This is a genomic window from Burkholderia sp. L27(2015) (genome assembly GCF_009765705.1).
Taxonomy (GTDB): domain Bacteria; phylum Pseudomonadota; class Gammaproteobacteria; order Burkholderiales; family Burkholderiaceae; genus LMUX01.
The window spans coordinates 46,023-66,973 of record NZ_LMUX01000017.1 but is presented as its reverse complement, the minus strand read 5'-3'; the positions used below and the strand labels follow the sequence as shown (position 1 = coordinate 66,973).

18 protein-coding genes are annotated in these 20,951 nt (G+C 59.8%); 11 read left to right on the top strand and 7 right to left on the bottom strand.

Going from position 1 to position 20,951, the window contains the following annotated elements; translation table 11 throughout:
* Positions 1-67: 67 nt before the first annotated feature.
* The gene (clpB, locus tag GSQ77_RS13865; RefSeq protein WP_158903168.1) at positions 68-2,674 is read right to left on the bottom strand and encodes an ATP-dependent chaperone ClpB; all 2,607 of its coding nucleotides are present in this window, start codon (positions 2,672-2,674) and stop codon (positions 68-70) included.
* A gap of 100 nt (positions 2,675-2,774) precedes the next feature.
* Here clpB and GSQ77_RS13860 point away from each other — a divergent pair, with 100 nt between their 5' ends.
* Positions 2,775-3,296 carry a group III truncated hemoglobin gene (locus GSQ77_RS13860; protein ID WP_158903166.1) on the top strand — a complete coding sequence of 174 codons (522 nt, stop codon included), beginning with the start codon at positions 2,775-2,777 and terminating at the stop codon, positions 3,294-3,296.
* A 12-nt stretch (positions 3,297-3,308) separates the two neighbouring features.
* Here GSQ77_RS13860 and moaE read toward each other — a convergent pair whose 3' ends face one another.
* The 6 genes from moaE to GSQ77_RS13830 form a co-directional block, all read right to left on the bottom strand.
* Positions 3,309-3,782, bottom strand: a complete 474-nt coding sequence (moaE, locus tag GSQ77_RS13855; protein ID WP_158903164.1) for a molybdopterin synthase catalytic subunit MoaE — start codon at positions 3,780-3,782, stop codon at positions 3,309-3,311.
* A gap of 41 nt (positions 3,783-3,823) precedes the next feature.
* Positions 3,824-4,081: a molybdopterin converting factor subunit 1 gene (gene moaD / locus GSQ77_RS13850; protein ID WP_158903162.1), complete on the bottom strand. Its 258-nt coding sequence runs from the start codon at positions 4,079-4,081 to the stop codon at positions 3,824-3,826.
* Between the two features lie 3 nt (positions 4,082-4,084).
* Entirely contained in the window at positions 4,085-5,290 is a 1,206-nt protein-coding gene (gene glp, locus GSQ77_RS13845; protein WP_367889675.1) for a gephyrin-like molybdotransferase Glp, read from the bottom strand.
* Positions 5,291-5,401: 111 nt separating this feature from the next.
* The gene (gene thrC, locus GSQ77_RS13840) at positions 5,402-6,877 is read right to left on the bottom strand and encodes a threonine synthase (protein ID WP_158903158.1); all 1,476 of its coding nucleotides are present in this window, start codon (positions 6,875-6,877) and stop codon (positions 5,402-5,404) included.
* Between the two features lie 208 nt (positions 6,878-7,085).
* Complete coding sequence (locus GSQ77_RS13835; RefSeq protein WP_158903156.1) at positions 7,086-8,408, bottom strand: homoserine dehydrogenase; 1,323 nt, start codon at positions 8,406-8,408, stop codon at positions 7,086-7,088.
* A gap of 92 nt (positions 8,409-8,500) precedes the next feature.
* Positions 8,501-9,727 (bottom strand): pyridoxal phosphate-dependent aminotransferase, encoded by a 1,227-nt coding sequence (locus GSQ77_RS13830; protein ID WP_174246439.1) that lies wholly within the window; start codon positions 9,725-9,727, stop codon positions 8,501-8,503.
* A gap of 354 nt (positions 9,728-10,081) precedes the next feature.
* Between GSQ77_RS13830 and GSQ77_RS13825 the strand changes: the two genes are divergently transcribed.
* From GSQ77_RS13825 to GSQ77_RS13780, 10 genes are all read left to right on the top strand, one after another.
* Entirely contained in the window at positions 10,082-10,459 is a 378-nt protein-coding gene (locus GSQ77_RS13825; RefSeq protein ID WP_158903154.1) for an Mth938-like domain-containing protein, read from the top strand.
* A 237-nt stretch (positions 10,460-10,696) separates the two neighbouring features.
* Positions 10,697-12,400, top strand: a complete 1,704-nt coding sequence (locus GSQ77_RS13820) for a glycosyltransferase family 39 protein (protein ID WP_158903152.1) — start codon at positions 10,697-10,699, stop codon at positions 12,398-12,400.
* A 29-nt stretch (positions 12,401-12,429) separates the two neighbouring features.
* Positions 12,430-12,801: a multidrug efflux SMR transporter gene (locus GSQ77_RS13815; protein ID WP_158903150.1), complete on the top strand. Its 372-nt coding sequence runs from the start codon at positions 12,430-12,432 to the stop codon at positions 12,799-12,801.
* 96 nt (positions 12,802-12,897) lie between these two features.
* Entirely contained in the window at positions 12,898-14,052 is a 1,155-nt protein-coding gene (locus GSQ77_RS13810) for a DegT/DnrJ/EryC1/StrS aminotransferase family protein (RefSeq protein WP_158903148.1), read from the top strand.
* Positions 14,053-14,062: 10 nt separating this feature from the next.
* The gene (locus tag GSQ77_RS13805; RefSeq protein ID WP_158903146.1) at positions 14,063-15,070 is read left to right on the top strand and encodes a glycosyltransferase; all 1,008 of its coding nucleotides are present in this window, start codon (positions 14,063-14,065) and stop codon (positions 15,068-15,070) included.
* Positions 15,067-16,023: a formyltransferase gene (locus GSQ77_RS13800; RefSeq protein ID WP_158903144.1), complete on the top strand. Its 957-nt coding sequence runs from the start codon at positions 15,067-15,069 to the stop codon at positions 16,021-16,023. Before GSQ77_RS13805 ends, GSQ77_RS13800 begins: the two co-directional genes overlap by 4 nt.
* Positions 16,020-17,060 (top strand): bifunctional UDP-4-keto-pentose/UDP-xylose synthase, encoded by a 1,041-nt coding sequence (locus GSQ77_RS13795; protein WP_158903142.1) that lies wholly within the window; start codon positions 16,020-16,022, stop codon positions 17,058-17,060. Before GSQ77_RS13800 ends, GSQ77_RS13795 begins: the two co-directional genes overlap by 4 nt.
* 4 nt (positions 17,061-17,064) lie before the next feature.
* A complete protein-coding gene (locus GSQ77_RS13790) occupies positions 17,065-17,961 on the top strand; it encodes a polysaccharide deacetylase family protein (protein ID WP_158903140.1) in 897 nt (298 codons plus the stop codon).
* Between the two features lie 169 nt (positions 17,962-18,130).
* Positions 18,131-18,607 (top strand): peroxiredoxin, encoded by a 477-nt coding sequence (locus tag GSQ77_RS13785; protein ID WP_254067619.1) that lies wholly within the window; start codon positions 18,131-18,133, stop codon positions 18,605-18,607.
* 267 nt (positions 18,608-18,874) lie between these two features.
* Complete coding sequence (locus tag GSQ77_RS13780; protein WP_158903138.1) at positions 18,875-20,719, top strand: PhoH family protein; 1,845 nt, start codon at positions 18,875-18,877, stop codon at positions 20,717-20,719.
* Positions 20,720-20,951: the final 232 nt, after the last annotated feature.

Here is a 20,951-nt window from a genome sequence, read left to right as displayed (position 1 = left end):
AAAAAGACCCCGCATAGAGCGAGGTCCGAGGCGCCTATACCGCCAACCATCGTGGCGTAAATCGACTTTAGTGCACGACGCGATCGAACACGAAATGATCGTCGGTGTAATCGACAGGAATCACATCCTTCGGCCCGAACTTGCCCGACAGAATCAACTTTGCGACCGGGTTTTCGATCTCCTGCTGGATCGCGCGCTTCAACGGCCGAGCGCCAAACAGAGGATCGTAGCCTTCCAGCGCAATCTGGGCGAGTGCCGCCGGCGAGACCTCGAGCTGCATCTCGAGCTTGGACAGCCGCTCGGTAAGACGGCGCAACTGAATCTGCGCGATCGCCTCGATATTGCTGCGATCCAGCCCGTGGAATACCACGACCTCGTCGATCCGGTTCAAAAATTCGGGCCGGAAATGCAACTTCACCTCGGTCCAGACCGCATCGCTGATTGCCTCATGCGGTTCGCCCACCATCGCCTGGATCGTCTGCGAGCCCAGATTGGAAGTCATCACGATCACCGTGTTCTTGAAATCGACCGTGCGCCCCTGGCCGTCGGTCATCCGTCCGTCGTCGAGCACTTGCAGCAAGACGTTGAACACGTCGGGATGGGCCTTTTCGATCTCGTCGAGCAAAATGACACTATACGGCTTGCGGCGCACCGCCTCGGTCAAATACCCGCCCTCCTCGTAACCGACATAACCGGGCGGCGCGCCGATCAAACGCGCGACGCTATGTTTCTCCATGAATTCACTCATGTCGATACGGATCAGGTGATCTTCCGAGTCGAACAGGAAGCCGGCCAGCGCCTTGCACAGCTCGGTCTTGCCCACCCCAGTCGGGCCCAGGAACAAGAAAGAGCCGTACGGACGGTTGGGATCGGACAAACCCGCGCGCGAACGCCGAATCGCGTCGGCCACCGCCACCAGCGCCTCTTCCTGCCCGACTACGCGCTCGTGCAACTTGGCTTCGATATGCATCAGCTTGTCGCGCTCGCCCTGCATCATGCGCGACACCGGAATCCCGGTCGAACGCGATACCACTTCGGCAATCTCTTCAGCCCCGACCTGTGTGCGCAACAAGCGCGGACGATCCGCCGCGACGCCGCCGGCTTCCCCCGTGACTTCGGCCTGAGTGACATCTTTAAGCCGGGCTTCGAGTCGCGGCAGTTGCCCATATTGCAGCTCGGCCACTTTGTCGAGCTTACCCTCGCGCTGCAGACGCGTCATCTCGGCGCGCACCTGTTCGATTTCCTCTTTCAGATGAGCGCTACCCTGCACGGCCGCTTTCTCGGCTGTCCAGATTTCCTCGAGATCGGCATATTCGCGACCCAGCCGATCGATCTCATCTTCGATCAGTTGCAAGCGCCGTTGCGAGGCCTCGTCTTTTTCTTTCTTGACGGCTTCACGCTCGATTTTCAGTTGAATCAGGCGACGGTCGAGACGGTCCATTTCCTCAGGCTTCGAATCGATCTCCATTTTGACTTTCGACGCCGCTTCGTCGATCAAATCGATTGCCTTGTCCGGCAAAAAACGATCGGTGATATATCGATTACTGAGTTCCGCCGCAGCAACAATCGCGGGATCGGTAATCTCGACACCGTGGTGTAGTTCGTATCGCTCCTTCAAACCGCGTAAAATGGCGATCGTCGCTTCGACCGAGGGTTCGCCGACCAGCACCTTCTGAAAACGCCGCTCAAGCGCGGCATCCTTCTCGATGTATTTGCGATATTCGTCCAGCGTCGTCGCGCCGATGCAATGCAGCTCGCCGCGCGAGAGCGCCGGTTTGAGCATGTTACCGGCATCCATTGCGCCCTCGGCCTTGCCAGCGCCCACCATAGTGTGAAGCTCGTCGATGAAGACAATGGTTTGCCCTTCATCCTTGGCGACATCGTTCAACACCGATTTCAAGCGTTCCTCGAATTCGCCGCGATATTTCGCGCCGGCCAGCAAGGCCGCCATGTCGAGCGAAAGCACACGTTTGTTCTTCAGGGTTTCCGGCACTTCGCCGTTGACGATGCGCTGCGCCAAGCCTTCCACAATCGCGGTCTTGCCCACGCCGGGTTCGCCGATCAGCACCGGATTATTCTTGGTGCGACGCTGCAGGATCTGGATCGAACGACGGATTTCGTCGTCGCGTCCGATCACCGGATCGAGCTTGCCCGCGCGCGCGCGTTCGGTCAGATCGACGGTATATTTCTTCAGCGATTCGCGCTGGCTTTCGCTGTCTTCGCTCATGACATTCTGGCCGCCCCGCACCGCTTCGATCGCGGCCTCCAACGCTTTGCGCGTCAGGCCGTGCTGGCGAGCCAATTTGCCGATTTCGTTTTTGTCTTCGGCCACCGCCAGCAGAAACATTTCGCTGGCGATAAAGCTATCGCCCTGCTTCTGAGCCTCTTTATCGGCTTGATTGAGCAAGCCCGTCAGTTCGCGGCTGAGTTGGACGTTGCCGTCGTGCCCACTGACCTTGGGCAAGCGGTCGGCCGCTTCGCTCAACGCCTTTTGCAAGGCCGGCACCTGCACGGCCGCGCGCTGCAGCAGCGAACGCGACGAACCGTCGTGCTGCGCTAGCAGCGCCAGCAGCAAATGAATCGGATCGATATACTGATTATCGCGGCCAACGGCCAAACTTTGAGCGTCTGCAAGCGCTTCCTGCAATTTGGTCGTAAATTTATCAATACGCATAAAAGCCTCCGCCAAGTTGGACTGTCGATGTACTCATAACAGTCTAGATGAGGACAGGGTTATATTTTTCAAGCGGCGTGGCTCGCGTAAAATGAGGCCCATGCTTAATCCAGATCAAGATCCCGGTGTTCAATCCGTGGCACCCCACGCGCAGGCCGACCGCGAAAATATCGCCGCCTTGGTCGATGCCTTTTATCTCAAGGTGCGTGCCGATGACCTGCTCGGGCCGATTTTCACCAGTCGCCTCGACGGACATTGGGAGCAGCATCTGCCGAAGATGATCGACTTCTGGTCCGGGCTGGTACTGCGCGAAAAGGGCTATCAAGGCAATCTTAAAGCCGTGCATCAGGCCTTGCCTGATCTGACCCCCGCTCATTTCAATCGTTGGCTGAAGCTGTTCGTTGACACGGTTGAATCGCACTATCAGCCCGCGGCGGCAATCGGCTTCATGGAACCGGCGCTGCGCATTGCGCACAGCCTGCAGTTAAGCCGCTTTGGTTGGGACTTCAAAGTACCGGCGGTGCAACTCGAATTGCTGGAAAGGATCAATCCACGCAAAACGCGCGAAGCCGAGGCGCGGCACGTGGATGGCTCAGCCGCAACGCCCATTGCGCTCGATTAGCGCTCAGCACGTTTAATCGGCCTTCGGCGGCCCGGGCTCAGCCCATTTGTCCAGCGCGGCATGATCGTGCACGCGCGCGTCGACCCAGCGCTCGCCGTTCTCGAGTGTTTCTTTTTTCCAGAACGGGGCCACCGTTTTGAGGTAATCCATGATGAATTCGCAGGCCGCAAAGGCATCGCCACGGTGCGCGGTCGCGACAGCCACCAGCACAATCTGGTCGGTGGGCGCGAGCGGTCCGTAACGGTGAATGACCACTGCATCCGCGATCGGCCAACGCTCGCGTGCCCGCTCGATGATGGCTTCGAGTGCTTTCTCAGTCATGCCCGGGTAATGCTCGAGCACCATCGCGCTGACGTTCTCGCCGTCGTTCAAATCGCGTACCGCGCCGATAAAACAGGCCACCGCGCCGACCTTCGGGTTGGCACGGCGTAGCACCGCAACTTCAGTGGAAAGATCGAAATCTTCGAGCTGTACCTTGACTGTCATGAGGGTTCCTTTCCCGGCATAGCTCGTTTCAATAACCTATCTCAACCGCCAGTGACCGGCGGGAAAAACGCGACCTCGCAGCCTTCGGTGAGACGTGTTTCGGGCGCCGTCATCTCGTGATTGCACGCCATACGCAAGGTGCGCCCCGCGGCGAGCGTCTCCGCCCATGCGCCACCGCGCGCCTGCAACCAAGTGCGGACATCGCCCACGGTTACCACGGCGGCCGGCACGTCGGCCACTTCGTCAGCGACGCCCAGCGCTTCGCGCACGCTCGCAAAAAATTTAAGTTGGATCTTCATGGCTTAATTCAACAGCTCGGAAAACGGGATGAAACGGACCATCTCGCCCGCCTGGATCGCATGCCCCGGTGGGTTGTCGATCAGACCGTCAGCCCAAACGGTCGAGGTGAGCACCGACGACGACTGGTTCGGAAACAGCGACAAGCCGCCATCGGCATTAAGGCGCGCCCTCAGGAATTCGTTACGCCGATCGGCCTTGGATTGACTGAAGTCGGCACGCAACTGCAAGACGCGTGGCGTCACGTCGAGCACGCCGGCCAAACGCAGCAAAAACGGCCGCACAAACATCAAAAAGGTCACGAAACTAGAGACCGGATTCCCCGGCAGCCCGATGAAAAATGTGGGTGCGGCGTCGGCCCGGTCTAGTTCGCCAAAGGCCAGCGGCTTACCGGGTTTCATCGCGATTTGCCAAAGATTGAGCCGCCCTTGCGCGAGCACCGCAGGCCTGACGTGATCTTCCTCGCCGACCGATACGCCGCCCGAAGTCAGCACCAAATCGTGCTCGGCGGCCGCCGCGCGCAGCGTATCGCGCGTCGCCGCCAGGGTATCGGGAACAATGCCGAAGTCGCTGACCACGCAACCGAGGTTTTCGAGCAAAGCACGCAAGGTGTAGCGGCTCGAATTGTAGATCGCGCCCGGCCGCAGTGGCTCGCCCGGCATCGTGAGTTCGTCGCCAGTAAAGAACACGGCCACTTTGGGGCGGCCTACCACCGGCAAGCTGGCCCGACCAACCGATGCCGCGAGCCCCAGCGATTGGGCGTCGAGCCTGCGCCCGGCAGGAAGGATCACCGAATCGGTTTTGATGTCGGCACCTTGTGCCGTGATCCACTCGCCTCGGGCTGGCATGGCCGCGAACCTGACCCTATCGCCCTCCACTTCGGCCTGCTCCTGCATCACCACGGCGTCGGCGCCCGGCGGCACGGTGGCACCGGTGAAAATGCGCGCCACGCTAGCCTCGGCGAGCGGTTGAGCGGGATGTCCGGCGGGAATCCGCTGCGAGATGGGTAATTGACGCGTTACCTGCAAATCGGCCAGCCGTACCGCGTAACCGTCCATTGCGCTTGTCGCCATGCGCGGCACGTCGATCGGTGAGGTGATATCCGCGGCCAGCACCCGCCCGCGTGCGGCAAACGTGTCGACTTCTTCGATCCGATCGAGCGGGCGTGCGGCACCCAGCAGGATTTCGAGTGCGGCCGCGGTACTCAGCATAGGAACAGGTGCAGTAGGGGTGGTTGTGTTCATACCAGGAGCTCGTGCTTTAAGTTTGCGCAACAATTGCGCTGCCCGGCAGCTATAGCCGCGCGGCAGCCCCCGCGCGCTTTACAGACCAGTATGCGCCGCAATGAATGCCTTGACCTGCGCAACGTCATTCGACACCACCTCGAAGTGTTGCGGCCGTGATTCGATATCGTCAAACCCGGCCGGCCGGTCAGCCTCGCGTCCCAACGCTTCGCGTATCGTCTCGCCAAATTTGGCCGGCTGCGCCGTTTCGAGAACGACCATCGGGACCCCAGTTTCGAGATGCTCGCGCGCCACTTTGAGGCCGTCAGCGGTATGCGTGTCGACCATCGTGCCATAGCGTTCGAACACGTCGCGAATCGCGTTGATACGGTCGGTATGGGTGCTACGGCCCGAGACAAAACCAAACGCCTTTACCCGTGCAAAAGCCTCGCTGCCCGATAGATCGAAACCACCGCTATGCTCGACCTCGTGAAACAGGTCGACCAGGCGCCGCGGATCGCGGCCCAGCAAATCGAAGACGAATCGTTCGAAATTGGACGCCTTCGAGATATCCATGCTCGGGCTGGTGGTATGGAACGTTTCCGATGACTTGCGCACCCGGTACGCACCCGTGCGGAAGAATTCGTCGAGCACATCGTTTTCATTCGTGGCGACGACCAATTTTTCGATCGGCAACCCCATCATGCGGGCAATATGCCCTGCGCAAACGTTGCCGAAATTGCCCGACGGCACCGCGAACGATACTTTGGGCAGTGCCGCGCCGGGCGCCGGCGGCTGTTGCGGGGTCGCCGCAAAATAGCCTTTGAAGTAATAGACGACTTGCGCCACCACGCGCGCCCAGTTGATCGAATTGACCGTGCCGATCTGTTGACGCGCCTTGAAGCCATGGTCGTTCGATACGGCCTTGACGATATCCTGGCAGTCGTCGAAAACGCCGGTCACCGCCAGGTTGAAAATATTCGGATCCTGCAGCCCGTACATCTGCGCGGCCTGAAATGCGCTCATCTTGCCGTGCGGCGACAACATGAAAACGCGCAGGCCCTGCTTGCCGCGCATCGCATATTCAGCCGCACTGCCAGTGTCGCCCGAAGTCGCGCCCAAAATATTCAGATGAGCGCCACGGCGGCTCAACGCATATTCGAACAGATTGCCGAGCAACTGCATCGCCATGTCTTTGAACGCCAGCGTCGGCCCGTTGGACAGCTCGAGCAATGCGAGCGGTGCACCCTGCTCGATGCCCAGCACCTTGAGCGGCGTGATGTCGGCAGCCCGGCCTGGATCGCGGCCGTTGCAATACGTGGCGGCCGTGTAAGTCTTATGCGTGAGCGCGCGCAACGCGTCGCGTGGAATGTCGTCGGCAAATTTGGCCAGTATCTCGAAGGCCAGATCTGCATAGGACAACGTGCGCCAACGCGTCAATTCGGCAGCGTCGACCTGAGGATAAGCGCTGGGTAAAAACAGGCCGCCATCCTTGGCGAGGCCACCCAGCAGAATGTCCGAAAAGTTTTGCGGCGCCGCGTTGGGGTCGGTGCCACGGGTCGAAATATAGTTCATTGCAGTTTGCATGGGTAACGCCACTCGGGCGCCGGGGTTGAGCCGGGAGTTCAGCCCTGGGGGGGCAGTCATTAAGGTAACACGAGGCGTAACACAAGATGAAACGCGGGACGTGATGCAGGCCGAAGCGCGGGACAAAGCGCAAGCACGAGGCCTGCGCGCACCGCGACCAGCGCGGGCAGTCAAGAATACGCGCCCGCGCCGCCGTTCAGGTCAAGGTTTCCATGCGCAATTTGATTACCTTGGAGCGCACCGTTGCCAGCGCCTCGATGCGCGCAATCGCCGCATCGATGCCTTTTTCCACGGTCACATGGGAGATCAGGATAATGTCCGTTTCGCCTTCGCCTTGGGCATTCGTCCCATTCGACTCTTTCTGCAGCAACGCATCGATCGAGATGCCGCCATCGGCGAGAATCTTGGTAATGTCCGCCAACACGCCCGTGACATCGGCCACGCGCAGGCGTAGATAGTAGCCACTGCGCACTTCGGAGATCGGCAGAATCGGCGTATTGGCCAGACTATCTGGCTGGAACGCCAAATGCGGCACGCGATGCTCCGGGTCTGCGGTATGCAGGCGCGTCACGTCGACCAGATCGGCCACCACGGCCGAAGCGGTCGGCTCGGCACCGGCGCCCTTGCCATAGTAGAGCGTAGCGCCCACGGCATCGCCCTGCACCAGCACCGCATTCATCGCGCCTTCGACATTGGCCAACAGCCGCTTGGAGGGAATCAAGGTGGGATGGACGCGCAGTTCGATGCCGTGCTCGGCGCGCCGGGCGATGCCCAGTAATTTGATGCGATAGCCGAGTTCCTCGGCATAGCGGATATCGATCGCGTCGAGTTTGCTGATCCCCTCGATATAGGCATGCTCGAATTGCATCGGCACGCCGAACGCGATCGCGCTCATGATCGTGGCCTTGTGCGCCGCATCGACCCCTTCGATATCGAAAGTAGGATCCGCTTCGGCATACCCCAGGCGCTGCGCGTCGGCGAGCGCCGTGGCGAAATCGGTGCCGCGATCGCGCATTTCGGACAAGATAAAATTGGTCGTGCCGTTGATAATGCCGGCGATCCACTCGATCCGATTGGCTGTGAGCCCCTCGCGCAGCGCCTTGATGATAGGAATGCCGCCGGCTACCGCCGCTTCGAAGGCAACCATGACGCCGCCTGCCTGCGCGGCCTCGAATATTTCGGTGCCATGCACCGCCAGCAGGGCCTTGTTGGCGGTGACCACGTGCTTGCCATTGGCCAGCGCGCGCAGCACCAGCTCACGAGCCAGATCGGTCCCGCCTATCGTTTCGACAATGATGTCGAGTTCGGGATCGTCGACCAGCGCAAACGGATCTGCGCCGACCTGAGCCGCGTCGCCAACGATGGCCTGAGCGCGCGCCACATTACGCACCGCTATGCGGGTAATTTCGATCCCGCGCCCGGCTCGCCGCCGAATTTCTTCCTGGTTGCGCCGTAACACCGCGAAGGTTCCGCTGCCGACCGTACCCAGGCCCAGCAGCCCTACTTTGATTGATTCCATGCGTAATTGTCAGTTATTGAAGCGAGTGTTTTAAAGCGGGTTTTAGTTACGAAACTTAGTTTCGAAATTTAGCTACGAAATCAAGCGTACGCTCAGGCCGCGTGAAGCTTGCGATAGGAATCGAGAAAGCGCGCGATCCGCCCCACGGCATCGTGCAGGTCGTCCACGTTGGGTAGAAACACCACGCGGAAATGGTCCGGCGACGTCCAGTTAAAGCCCGTGCCCTGCACGATCAACACGCGCTCCTGCAGCAGCAAGTCCAGAATGAACTGCTGATCGTTCTGGATCGGATACATCTTGGGGTCGAGCTTGGGGAACAGGTAAAGCGCAGCCTTGGGCTTCACACACGTTACGCCCGGAATCGACGTCAACAAGTCGTACGCAACCTCGCGCTGGCGGTACAGGCGTCCGCCCGGCAAGATCAGATCGTTGATGCTCTGGTAGCCGCCCAACGCGGTCTGGATCGCATATTGCCCGGGCACGTTGGGACACAGCCGCATCGAGGCGAGGATATTGAGCCCCTCGATATAGTCCGTGGCATGCCGCTTGTCGCCTGAGACAACCATCCAGCCGGCCCGAAAACCGCACGAACGATAGCTCTTGGACAGACCGTTGAAGGTCACGGTCAGCACGTCATCGCTTAGAGAGGCGATCGACGTATGCGTGAGGCCGTCATAGATGATCTTGTCGTAGATTTCGTCGGCGCAAACGATCAGCTCATGCTGGCGCGCGATCTCGACAATGCCCTTGAGCAGGTCGTCCGGATAAAGCGCACCGGTCGGGTTGTTCGGATTGATCACGACGATGGCGCGCGTATTGGGCGTAATCTTGGCGCGAATATCGTCAAGATCGGGCAACCAGCCGCTGCCCTCGTCACAGATGTAATGCACAGGCGTGCCGCCCGAGAGCGATACGGCGGCGGTCCACAGCGGATAGTCGGGCGCCGGCACCAGCACTTCGTCGCCATCGTTGAGCAGCCCCTGCATGGCCATCACGATCAGCTCGGAGGCGCCATTGCCAAGGTAGATGTCGTCCAGTTCGACGCCGGCGATACGTTTTTGCTGCGTGTAATGCATGATCGCCTTGCGCGCGGCGAACACCCCTTTCGAATCGGAATAGCCTGCCGACGCCGGCAGGTTAAGAATCATGTCCTGGACGATTTCGTCAGGCGCGTCGAAGCCGAACGGTGCCAGGTTACCGATATTGAGTTTGATGATCCGATGGCCTTCCTCTTCCAGCCGCTTGGCCTCCTCCAGCACGGGCCCTCGGATGTCGTAGCACACATTGAGCAGCTTGTTCGATTTTTGAATAGGTTTCACGGCGGTAGCAGGCAGTAGGATTGGAAAGATGGCAAAGAGCGCGCGGCCCCGAGCGCCAAGCCAAGCACGGGAACGACGGGCCAGCAACCACAGGACTAGTCACGCGACGGCCCGTGCAGAGCGCACCGGGCACAGGACACGCCGTACGCTGACGGCGCAAGAGCCAGCCTGACGCCGCGCGACGCTGCGTGCTCGACGCCCGCAAAGGCTCGACAAAAAGTTATAATTTAGCGGATTATCGCATGGTTAGGCAACGATACTTCGCCGCCCGATGTGCGTCCCGATGTACATCCTAGCCCCACCTGAGTACTTCAAGCGGCCATTGGTCGCCGCACTCGCACCCGGAATACCGCTTTGAAATTACACCCGGATTCGCTACCCCCGCTCAATACGGTCACCGCCTATGGCGACGACTACATCGAGATCAACCAAGTGCGCTACGCCCACAGCGTGCTGCTCATGCCGGAGGGCGCCGTTATGCAATGGCCCGTCGCGTCATTTGCAGCGCTGGGCGCCGAGCATTTCAACATGCTGCTCGAATTCGAACCTGAACTGGTGGTATTCGGCAGCGGTAAGCGCCTGCGTTTCCCGCATCCGAAAATGACCAGCGCGCTGGCCGAGCGTCGTATCGGCGTCGATACGATGGATATGCAAGCGGCCTGTCGTACCTACAACGTCTTGATGGCCGAAGGCCGCAAAGTCGCCGCGGTCCTTTTGATTGAAGCGGCCTGAGATACAGGCAATTAAGGTATACGCAATTGAGGCACTGGCAAGCCCACGCCAGGCCACTCTACGTTGCATTAAGCCCTCGCGGATACCGCCCTAAGGCTGGATTAAGCTACTTTGCGCTATCGTGCGCTAACGCACTACCACGCTGGATCAGTTGAAGCGGCATCAGCTGCATGCCGCGGCGCCTGCAGTCGCTCATGTTTAGGCTTCCCTTTAGCTTCCCATTTAGGCTTCCAATCGATGTATGAAACAAGCAATAAACCCTTGCTGTCGCGCGCCGCACTGATTTGGCTGACGCTGGCGTTCGCGCTGATCTGGTTCGGGCAACTGGATCTGCGCCACCTGGTTCCCACCGATGAAGGTCGTTACGCAGAAATGGCCCGGGAAATGCTGAGCACGGGCGATTGGATCACCCCGCGTTATAACGGCTACAAATATTTCGAAAAACCGCCACTACAGACCTGGCTGACCGCGCTCAGCTTCGCTTGGTTCGGCATCGGCGACTGGCAGGCCCGCCTTTACACGGCGCTCACGGGCTTTATCGGCGTCCTGGCAGTCGGTTACACCGGCGCGCGCGTATTCACGCCGCGCGCGGGCCTGTTCGCCGCGGTTGCGCTGGCAGCTTCGCCTTACTGGAATTTGCTCGGTCACTTCAACACGTTGGATACGGGGCTCTCGTGCGCGATGGCCGTGACCCTGTGTGCGCTACTGCTGGCACAACGCCCTAATTTGCCCAAGCGCCAAGTGCGCGGCTGGATGTGGCTGTGCTGGGCCTCGATGGCCTTGGCGGTGTTGTCCAAGGGGCTGATCGGCATCGTGTTGCCTGGCGCGGTGCTGATCCTGTATTCGCTGATCGCGCGTGATTGGGGGCTATGGAAGCGCCTCTATCTGGTGAGCGGCCTGCTGCTGTTTTTCTTGATCGCGACACCTTGGTTCGTTCTGGTCGACTCCCGCAATCCGGAATTTTTCGATTTTTTCTTTATTAATGAGCATTTCCGGCGTTTTCTGACGCCTAGCCACCATCGCACCGGTCCGCTGTTGTACTTTGTGCCCGTGCTGCTGGTCGGCTTTTTGCCTTGGTTGTCGGTGTGCTGGCAGAGCGTGCGGCATGGCATACGGCTGCCACGGCAGGCAAACCGGTTCTCGCCCGCAATCATGCTGCTGGTCTGGACGGCCTTTATTTTCTTCTTTTTCAGTATTTCGGAATCGAAGCTGATTTCTTACATCCTGCCGGTCGCACCGGCTATCGCGCTGCTGCTGGGGGTCTACCTGCCGATGGTCACGCGTGTGCAGTTGAACCGGCATCTGCTCGGTTATGCGGTGCTGTGCGCCGTGTTGCTGGCGGCGACCACGGTTGGAATCTATGTCATGCATCCGGGCGACGAGCGCACGCCGCACGCCTTATATGCCGCCTACGGTGCGTACTTATACAGTGCACTGGCGGTGACCCTGCTGGGCTTGGCGTTGGCTGCGTGGCTCAATCGCCGCGCAACGCCCCATGCTACGCTGCGTGCGCTGCTGGTCTACGCAGGCACCTGGTTCCTGATGGCGACGATAGCCGGTAACGGGCACGAAGTCTTCGGCAAAGCGAGTTCGGGTATCGCGATGGTGCCCGCAGTGCGGGCAGAAATGGCCAAACTGCCAACCGACACACCGTTTTACGCGGTGGGGGTGCTCGATCACACGATGCCATTTTACCTCCGGCACACGATGATCATCGTCGAAAACCCCGACGAACTGGCTTTCGGCGTCCAGCAGGAGCCGGCCAAATGGGTGCCGACGCTGGCGGCGTGGAGCACCCGTTGGCAGCAGGATCGCACGGCGCTGGCGTTGATGACGCCGGCCACGTATGACATGTTTGCTGCGCAGCATCTGCCGATGCAGGTGATTGCACGCGACGAGCGCCGCGTGATTGTGGCGAAACCCAGTGTGGCTAAACCGTAACTCGATTGTCCCAAGGATCCACCTTATTCATGAACCCTATTTCGTTTGCGCTGATTCTAAGCGGCGTAATGCTCAATGCCGTAGCGCAGTTGCTGCTGAAAGCCGGTGTCAACGCAGTCGGGCATTTCGACTATAGCGCGGCCAATGTTTTACCGATAGGCATCAAGCTGGCTACACAATGGCCTATTATCGGCGGACTGGCGTGCTATGTAATTAGCGTAGTGGTCTGGATACTTGCGTTGTCGCGTGTCGAAGTGTCGATTGCCTACCCGATGCTCTCGCTCGGCTATGTGGTCAATGCGCTCGCAGCGTGGTACTTTTTCGACGAAATGTTGTCGCCGCAACGTCTCGCGGGGATCGGTATCATCTTGATAGGCGTCTACGTTCTCGCGCGGACCTGAAAGCACCCGAGTGCACCTGTATCCACCCTATGCCCGCGCCAACGCGCGCCCCGCTCTCTAACGCCTCTCACGTCAGATGCAACAGATGGATCATCTATGAATCAAGCCACTCAGCTCCCTTTTTTGCCGTTCACGCGGCCCGAAATCGACGAAGAGACGATCGCCGGCGTAGTAGAAGTCCTGCGCTCGGGGTGGATCACCACCGGCCCGCAAAACCAGCGCTTCGAGGCTGAGCTTTCGGCCTATTTCGGTGGCCGTCCGGTACGTACCTTCAATTCTGGCACGGCGACGATGGAAATCGCGCTGCGCATTGCCGGCATCGGTCCGGGCGACGAAGTCATCACCACGCCGATGAGCTGGGTGGCGACCGCCAACGTGATCCTCGAAGTGGGCGCCACCCCGGTCTTCGTCGACATCGACCCGGCCACACGCAATATCGACCTGGCGCTAGTCGAGCGCGCGATCACGCCGCGCACGCGCGCCATCTTGCCCGTCTACCTGGCCGGCTTGCCGGTCAATATGGATCGCTTATATGAATTGGCTGGCGCGCATAAGCTGCGCGTGATCGAAGACGCCGCGCAGGCGATGGGATCGAGCTGGAAAGGCCGGCGCATAGGCGCGATCGGCGATCTGGTGTCGTTCAGTTTTCATGCCAACAAAAACCTCACGTCGATCGAAGGCGGCGCATTGGTGCTCAATAACGAGGACGAAGCGCGGCTGGCCGCCAAATATCGGCTGCAAGGGGTAACCCGCACCGGTTTCGACGGTATGGAAGTCGACGTGCTCGGCGGCAAATATAATCTGACCGATGTCGCTGCGCGAGTCGGGCTAGGCCAGTTGCCGCATCTGGAGCGCTTCACCGCACAGCGCCGCGCGCTGGCTAGTCACTATTTCGAAAGTCTGGTGGGAGGCGCAGCCACTGAAGCGGGTGTGCAATTGCCGCAGGCCGATTTCGAAAACAGCAATTGGCACATGTTCCAGATCATGCTGCCGCTCGCGAAGCTCTCGATCGATCGGGCCGGCTTCATGGCGAAGTTGCACGAACGCGGCATCGGTAGCGGCGTGCATTACCCGGCGCTGCACCTGTTCAAGCTCTATCGGGACCGCGGCTTTGGCCCGGGAATGTTTTTGAATGCCGAGCAATTCGGGCGCGCGGGCGTTACACTGCCGCTCTTTTCTTCCATGCGTCGCGAGGATGTCGAGCGAGTATGCCGCGCCGTCAACGAGATTTGCGAACACAACCTGATATGAATCGCCGCCTATGACACAGCCGGAACTTTCCATTGTCGTACCCATTTATAACGAGGAAGCCGGGCTCGCGGCGCTGTTCGCGCGCTTGTACCCCGCGCTCGACGCGCTTGAAATTGCTTACGAGCTGATTCTCGTCAACGATGGCAGCCGCGATAAGTCGGCCGCGCTGCTGGCCGCCCAGTTTCGCGTGCGTCCCGACGTGACGCGTGTCGTATTGCTCAACGGCAATTATGGCCAGCACATGGCGATTCTGGCGGGCTTCGAATATTCGCGTGGCGATATCATCGTTACGTTGGACGCCGACCTGCAAAACCCGCCCGAAGAAATCGGCAAACTGGTCGCCAAGATGCGCGAAGGCTACGATTACGTCGGCACGATCCGCCAGCAGCGCCAGGACAGTTTGTTTCGACGCAAGGCTTCGCGGGCGATGAACCGTTTGCGCGAACGCATCACCCACATCAAGATGACCGACCAGGGTTGCATGCTGCGTGCGTACAGCCGGCATATCGTCGATACGATCAACCGTTGCGGCGAAGTGAATACCTTTATTCCGGCGCTGGCCTACACCTTCGCGCAGAATCCGGTCGAAGTCGAGGTCGCTCACGAAGAGCGTTTCGCCGGCGAATCCAAGTATTCGCTCTATAGCTTGATCCGCCTGAATTTCGATCTGGTCACGGGTTTCTCGGTGGTGCCGTTGCAATGGTTGTCCTTCATGGGCATCCTCCTTGCGCTCGGCTCGGCCGCCTTGTTCGTGTTGCTGCTCGTGCGCCGCTTTATCGTCGGGGCCGAGGTCCAGGGTGTGTTTACGCTGTTCGCTATCACCTTTTTCCTGCTGGGGACGATCCTGTTCGCGCTCGGCCTGCTCGGGGAATACATTGGCCGCATTTATCAGCAGGTTCGCGCACGGCCGCGTTATCTGGTGCAAACCGTGCTCGATCAGCGCCACCATAAACCCGGTGCACGCGCGCTGAGTCTGCCCGGCGACGGTACCGCGCAAGCCCAGGGAGAGCACGCATGACGCGTACGCTCAAGCGAGCGGTGGTGTTTGCCTACCATAACGTAGGCGTGCGTTGCCTGAGCGTGCTGCTCGCGCGCGGCGCTGAACTGGGGCTGGAAATTACCCTCGTGGTCACGCACCAGGATAATCCGCAGGAAAATATCTGGTTCGACAGTGTGGCTGCGTTGGCTGCGGAACATCATATTCCGACCATCACCCCCGACGATCCGGCTGCACCCGAAGTATTCGCCGCAGTCCAGGCGGCACGCCCGGATTTTATTTTCTCTTTCTACTACCGGCACATGCTTCCGGTGGAGCTACTGGCGCTGGCGCCAGCCGGCGCTTACAACATGCACGGCTCGCTGCTGCCGAAATACCGTGGCCGTGTGCCTGTGAACTGGGCCGTGCTGCATGGCGAGACGCAAACCGGCGCAAGCCTGCATGAGATGGCCGCCAAGCCCGACGCGGGCGCGCTGATCGGCCAGACTTCCGTACCGATTCTGCCGGACGACACCGCCGGCCTCGTGTTCGAAAAAGTCACGGTCGCCGCCGAGCAGACGCTCTGGCGCGTCTTGCCGGACCTATTGGCGGGCCGCGCGGCGCGCTTGCCCAATGATCTGTCGCAGGGCAGTTACTTCGGCGGGCGCAAGCCCGAGGATGGCCGCATCGATTGGCAACAGGACGCGCAACAGGTCTACAACCTGATCCGCGCAGTCGCACCGCCGTACCCCGGCGCGTTCACCGATCAGGCGGGCCACCGCTTTGTCGTAACGCGCGCGAGGCTCGCAGCCCCGGCTCTCGAAATCGCGAATTTGCCCACCGGATTGCAGGTAAGCGATAATACGCTGTTGGGCGTTTGCGGCGACGGTCGAGCGATCGTCGTTCATAGCCTCCTGCACGACGATCGCGTCATCGATACTGCCGAGTTCGCGCGCCTCATTTATTCATCGCCTCACTCTTTGCCTTCTAAATGAAAAAAGTCCTGATTCTTGGCGTCAACGGCTTCATCGGCCATCATCTTTCCAAACGTATTCTCGAAACCACCGATTGGGAAGTCTATGGCATGGACATGCAGACGGATCGCCTCGGCGACCTGACGCAGCACGAACGCATGCATTTTTTCGAGGGTGACATCACGATCAACAAGGAGTGGGTCGAATATCACATTCGCAAATGCGACGTGATCCTGCCGCTGGTTGCGATTGCCACGCCCGCCACTTATGTCAAGCAGCCGCTGCGCGTGTTCGAACTCGACTTCGAGGCGAACCTGCCGATCGTGCGCTCGGCCGTCAAGTACGGCAAGCATCTGGTGTTCCCGTCGACCTCCGAGGTCTATGGCATGTGCGCCGACGACGAGTTCGACCCGGAAGCCTCGCCGCTCGTGTATGGTCCGATCAACAAGCCGCGCTGGATCTACGCCTGCTCCAAGCAACTGATGGACCGCGTCATCTGGGGCTACGGCATGGAAGGCCTGAACTTCACGCTGTTCCGGCCGTTCAACTGGATCGGCGCGGGCCTCGATTCGATCCATACCGCCAAGGAAGGTAGCTCGCGCGTGGTCACGCAGTTCCTCGGCCACATCGTGCGCGGCGAGAACATCAGCCTGGTCGACGGCGGCGCACAGAAGCGTGCATTTACCGACATCGACGACGGCATCACCGCGCTGATGCACATCATCGCCAACGACAAGCAGATTGCGTCTGGCAAGATCTACAACATCGGCAACCCGAGAAACAACTTCTCGGTGCGCGAACTGGCTCACATGATGTTGAAGCTCGCCGCCGAATACCCCGAGTATGCCGACACCGCCAAGCAGGTGCAATTGGTCGAAACGTCGTCGGGCGCCTACTATGGCGTCGGTTACCAGGACGTGCAGAACCGCGTGCCGAAAATCGACAACACCATGGAAGAGCTCGGTTGGGCGCCAAGCACAACGATGGACCAGGCCCTGCGCAATATTTTCGAAGCGTACCGCGGACAGGTTGCCGAAGCCCGCGCGCTGGTCGACTGAACGCATGGCCCGGATTGTTCTGAAGATCGACGTCGATACACTGCGCGGCACTCGGGAAGGCGTCCCCAACCTGGCTCGCATGCTCGAGCGCGCCGGCGCGCAGGCCACCTTCCTGTTCAGCCTGGGACCGGATCACACCGGCTGGGCAATGCGGCGTGTCTTCAAGCCCGGCTTCTTGAAAAAAGTATCGCGCACTTCGGTCGTCGAGCACTACGGCATTAAGACCTTGCTATATGGCACCCTGCTTCCCGGCCCGGATATCGGCCGGCGGGCAGCGGCCGAAATGCGCGCGATCCGTGACGCCGGTTTCGAAACGGGCATCCATACGTGGGACCATGTGTACTGGCAGGATAATGTGCGCCAGCGGCCACGTGAATGGACCGTTCGGCAGATGCAGCAAAGCCATGCGCGCTTCATTGAAATTTTCGGTGCACCGCCTGTCACGCATGGGGCTGCGGGTTGGCAAATGAATGATTTCGCTTTTGAGCAGATCGACACGTGGGGCATGGCCTATGCATCGGATGGTCGAGGGCACGGCCCTTACCGTCCGGTATTGAACGGACGTGCGCTCCATCATATTCAGATGCCGACCACGCTACCCACGCTGGACGAAATGCTGGGCGTCGACGACATCGATGCCACCACGATCACGGCTCACGTACTGAAAATGACCGACGGGCAGGACATCGATCAAGTCTATACCTTGCACGCCGAACTCGAAGGCCAACGGCTCGCACCGGCCTTCGCTCAATTGCTGGATGGATGGAAGGCACAAGGCCATCGTCTCGTCACGATGGGCGAGTACTATGCAACGCTGGACCTTGAGAGCCTGCCATCGTACCCTGTGACATGGGGAGAAATCGCCGGCCGTGCGGGCGACTTGATCATCCAGCCAGGATGATGGCTTAAGGCCCCCACCCGGGGCCCACCCCATTTTTGGGGTCGAGGTCGGGTCGCCTGGATGAGTTCACGTGCATGAGGTTATGTGCACTGGCCAGCCCCCGGCAGACCTGCCCGCCTACGCGCGCTCCCGCATTGCCGCGCCCCATAAAACCTGAGGAGATTGATTCGTGAGCACCACAGTTGAACAAGCGACGATAGACCAAGCGGCCCCAGACTTTACCGCCGCGGCTACCGGGGGCACCTTCAGTCTCGCCAGCCAGGCTGGCAAACGGGTGGTGCTGTTTTTCTATCCCAAGGACAATACACCGGGCTGCACAACCGAAAGCCTGGCGTTTCGCGATCTGTCGCCTCAATTCGAAGCGGCAGGCGCCGTGATCGTCGGCATCTCTCGCGATAGCGTCAAATCGCATGACAACTTCAAGGCCAAACTCGAGTTGCCGTATGTGCTGGTTTCCGATGGCGACGAACAGGTGTGCCTTGCCTACAACGTCATCAAAAATAAAAAAATGTATGGCAAGGAAGTGCGCGGCATCGAGCGCTCAACCTTCCTGATAGACGAGCGCGGCATCCTTCGCAATGCGTGGCGTGGCGTGAAAGTGCCAGGCCATGTCGACGAAGTGTTGGAGGCTGTACAAGCGCTTTGAGGCGAGTTATAGTCGATTCCAATGATCGCTTGCCTTATCGAACTCTCTCGTCGGTCCAGTCAAGCCCGCACTTTGTTTGCGCTGGTCCGCAAAGCCGCCACCCCCGCTACACGGGGCGCGGCTTTTTTATTTTCCGTTTTTCAGTCCTTTGTTTTTTTTGTTTGCCGCGTTTTAATTTGTCGCTTTGCTATGTCCGATCTCTGTTGGACTGCCCGTCCCGCAGCATCACTCCAGGCCTTGCCGATTCGATACCGCTAGAGGAAAACTATGCCTTTGCCTACCCCCCCCTCCAAACTCGGTAATCTGCTGTCCCCAGATGAATACAAGGCTAAAGCGCGTCCAGCAAAAGGCGCCAAGAAACAGTCTCATGAAAGCGAAGGCGTAGAGTCTGAGCCGTACGGCAGCGCCGGGGGGGTGCCAGTCGCCGTCGCCTCGGCTCCGGTGTTGCACGTTGTTGCGGCGTCCGAGACCAAAGCACCTGAAGCCGACGGCGGTGGCCGCCGTCGCAAGCAGACACCGACTGCGGCATTGCTGCAGACAGTCGCCAACCGTGGCGGGGTGCAGGACGACGAGCCATCGAGCGCGAAGGGCGAAACCCCTACCGCGCGCGCGCCGATACCCGCGCAAGAGCCTGCTGTCAGTACTCAGGCCACAGCCGATCAGCGGGAAGCCAACCGTCGTGCGACGCGCTCGCGCGGCAAGAATGCCGCCCCCACCGTAATCAAGCTGTTCGTGCTCGACACGAATGTGCTGATGCACGATCCGAGCAGCTTGTTCCGATTCGAGGAGCACGACGTCTATCTGCCGATGATGACGCTCGAAGAACTCGACAACCATAAAAAGGGCATGTCGGAAGTGGCGCGCAATGCGCGTCAGGTGAGCCGTACGCTCGATGCCTTGGTGGCCAATACCGGCGACCAGATGTCGGTCGGCATCCCATTGGCACGCCTGGGCAATCGCGACGCTGCCGGGCGCCTGTTCTTCCAGACCACCTTCCAGCAGATCGAACCGATCGACGGACTGCCACAAGGCAAAGCCGACAACCAGATCCTGGGCGTGGTGCGCGCGTTGCAGAAGCAGTTCACCGAGCGCCAGGTCGTGTTGGTGTCCAAGGACATCAACATGCGCGTCAAGGCGCATGCACTCGGCCTGCCCGCCGAGGACTATTTCAACGATCAGGTGCTCGAAGACAAGGACCTGCTCTACCCCGGCGTGCTCCCCTTGCCCCAGGATTTCTGGGCCAAGCATGGCAAAGGGATGGAAAGTTGGCAGGACACCAAGACCGGCTCTACTTATTATCGGGTGACCGGCCCCTTGTGCGCGTCGATGCTGGTCAACGAGTTTATTTATCTGGAGCCGCGCAACGGCGAACCGGCGTTTCACGCCCAGGTACGGGAAATCAACGGCAAAACTGCGCTGCTGCAAACGCTGCGCGATTACGGCCACCATAAGAACAATGTGTGGGGCATCACGGCGCGCAACCGCGAACAGAATTTTGCGTTGAATTTGCTGATGAATCCGGAAATCGACTTCGTCACGCTGCTCGGGCAGGCGGGTACGGGCAAGACCTTGATGGCGCTCGCCAGCGGGCTTGCGCAGGTGTTGGACGACAAACGTTATAACGAAATCATCGTGACTCGCGCAACCGTGCCGGTCGGCGAAGATATCGGCTTTCTGCCGGGCACCGAAGAAGAAAAAATGCAGCCGTGGATGGGCGCGTTCGACGACAACCTCGAAGTGTTGCAAAAGACCGACGATTCGGCCGGCGAATGGGGGCGCGCCGCCACCCAGGAGTTGATCAAGTCGAGGCTCAAGGTCAAGAGCATGAACTTCATGCGAGGCCGGACCTTCGTCGATAAGTACGTCATCATCGACGAAGCGCAGAATCTGACGCCCAAGCAGATGAAAACGCTGGTTACGCGGGCGGGTCCGGGCACGAAGATCGTCTGTCTGGGCAATATCGCGCAAATCGACACGCCCTACCTTACCGAAGGCAGTTCAGGGCTGACCTATGTGGTCGACCGCTTCAAGGGCTGGCGTCACGGCGGTCACATTACCCTGGCGCGCGGCGAGCGTTCGCGTCTGGCCGACTACGCGTCGGAGATTCTGTAGCGATAAGGATGGACCGTCGAAGCCGCTGCGGTTCAACGGCTGCCTCGATACTGCGGTCGCGACCGCTGCAAGCTTAGGCTCGCAGCGGTTTTTTTTACTCCTTTTCGTGGGAAAAATGCCAATAAGACAGGTATTTACGGCCGTTTCTTCATATATTTTCTTGATCAGGTTCATGCGCCCCGGCTATGATCGGATCATTGCAGTCAATCGGAACGCGCTCATCGCGCGAGTC

What these genes read in the sequence shown, in the direction of transcription:
- clpB (WP_158903168.1), bottom strand. Translation starts at nt 2,674, where the DNA reads ATGCGTATTGATAAATTTACGACCAAATTGCAGGAAGCGCTTGCAGAC.
- GSQ77_RS13860 (WP_158903166.1), top strand. Translation starts at nt 2,775, where the DNA reads ATGCTTAATCCAGATCAAGATCCCGGTGTTCAATCCGTGGCACCCCAC.
- moaE (WP_158903164.1), bottom strand. Translation starts at nt 3,782, where the DNA reads ATGACAGTCAAGGTACAGCTCGAAGATTTCGATCTTTCCACTGAAGTT.
- moaD (WP_158903162.1), bottom strand. Translation starts at nt 4,081, where the DNA reads ATGAAGATCCAACTTAAATTTTTTGCGAGCGTGCGCGAAGCGCTGGGC.
- glp (WP_367889675.1), bottom strand. Translation starts at nt 5,290, where the DNA reads ATGCTGAGTACCGCGGCCGCACTCGAAATCCTGCTGGGTGCCGCACGC.
- thrC (WP_158903158.1), bottom strand. Translation starts at nt 6,877, where the DNA reads ATGAACTATATTTCGACCCGTGGCACCGACCCCAACGCGGCGCCGCAA.
- GSQ77_RS13835 (WP_158903156.1), bottom strand. Translation starts at nt 8,408, where the DNA reads ATGGAATCAATCAAAGTAGGGCTGCTGGGCCTGGGTACGGTCGGCAGC.
- GSQ77_RS13820 (WP_158903152.1), top strand. Translation starts at nt 10,697, where the DNA reads ATGTATGAAACAAGCAATAAACCCTTGCTGTCGCGCGCCGCACTGATT.
- GSQ77_RS13815 (WP_158903150.1), top strand. Translation starts at nt 12,430, where the DNA reads ATGAACCCTATTTCGTTTGCGCTGATTCTAAGCGGCGTAATGCTCAAT.
- GSQ77_RS13810 (WP_158903148.1), top strand. Translation starts at nt 12,898, where the DNA reads ATGAATCAAGCCACTCAGCTCCCTTTTTTGCCGTTCACGCGGCCCGAA.
- GSQ77_RS13805 (WP_158903146.1), top strand. Translation starts at nt 14,063, where the DNA reads ATGACACAGCCGGAACTTTCCATTGTCGTACCCATTTATAACGAGGAA.
- GSQ77_RS13800 (WP_158903144.1), top strand. Translation starts at nt 15,067, where the DNA reads ATGACGCGTACGCTCAAGCGAGCGGTGGTGTTTGCCTACCATAACGTA.
- GSQ77_RS13795 (WP_158903142.1), top strand. Translation starts at nt 16,020, where the DNA reads ATGAAAAAAGTCCTGATTCTTGGCGTCAACGGCTTCATCGGCCATCAT.
- GSQ77_RS13790 (WP_158903140.1), top strand. Translation starts at nt 17,065, where the DNA reads ATGGCCCGGATTGTTCTGAAGATCGACGTCGATACACTGCGCGGCACT.
- GSQ77_RS13780 (WP_158903138.1), top strand. Translation starts at nt 18,875, where the DNA reads ATGCCTTTGCCTACCCCCCCCTCCAAACTCGGTAATCTGCTGTCCCCA.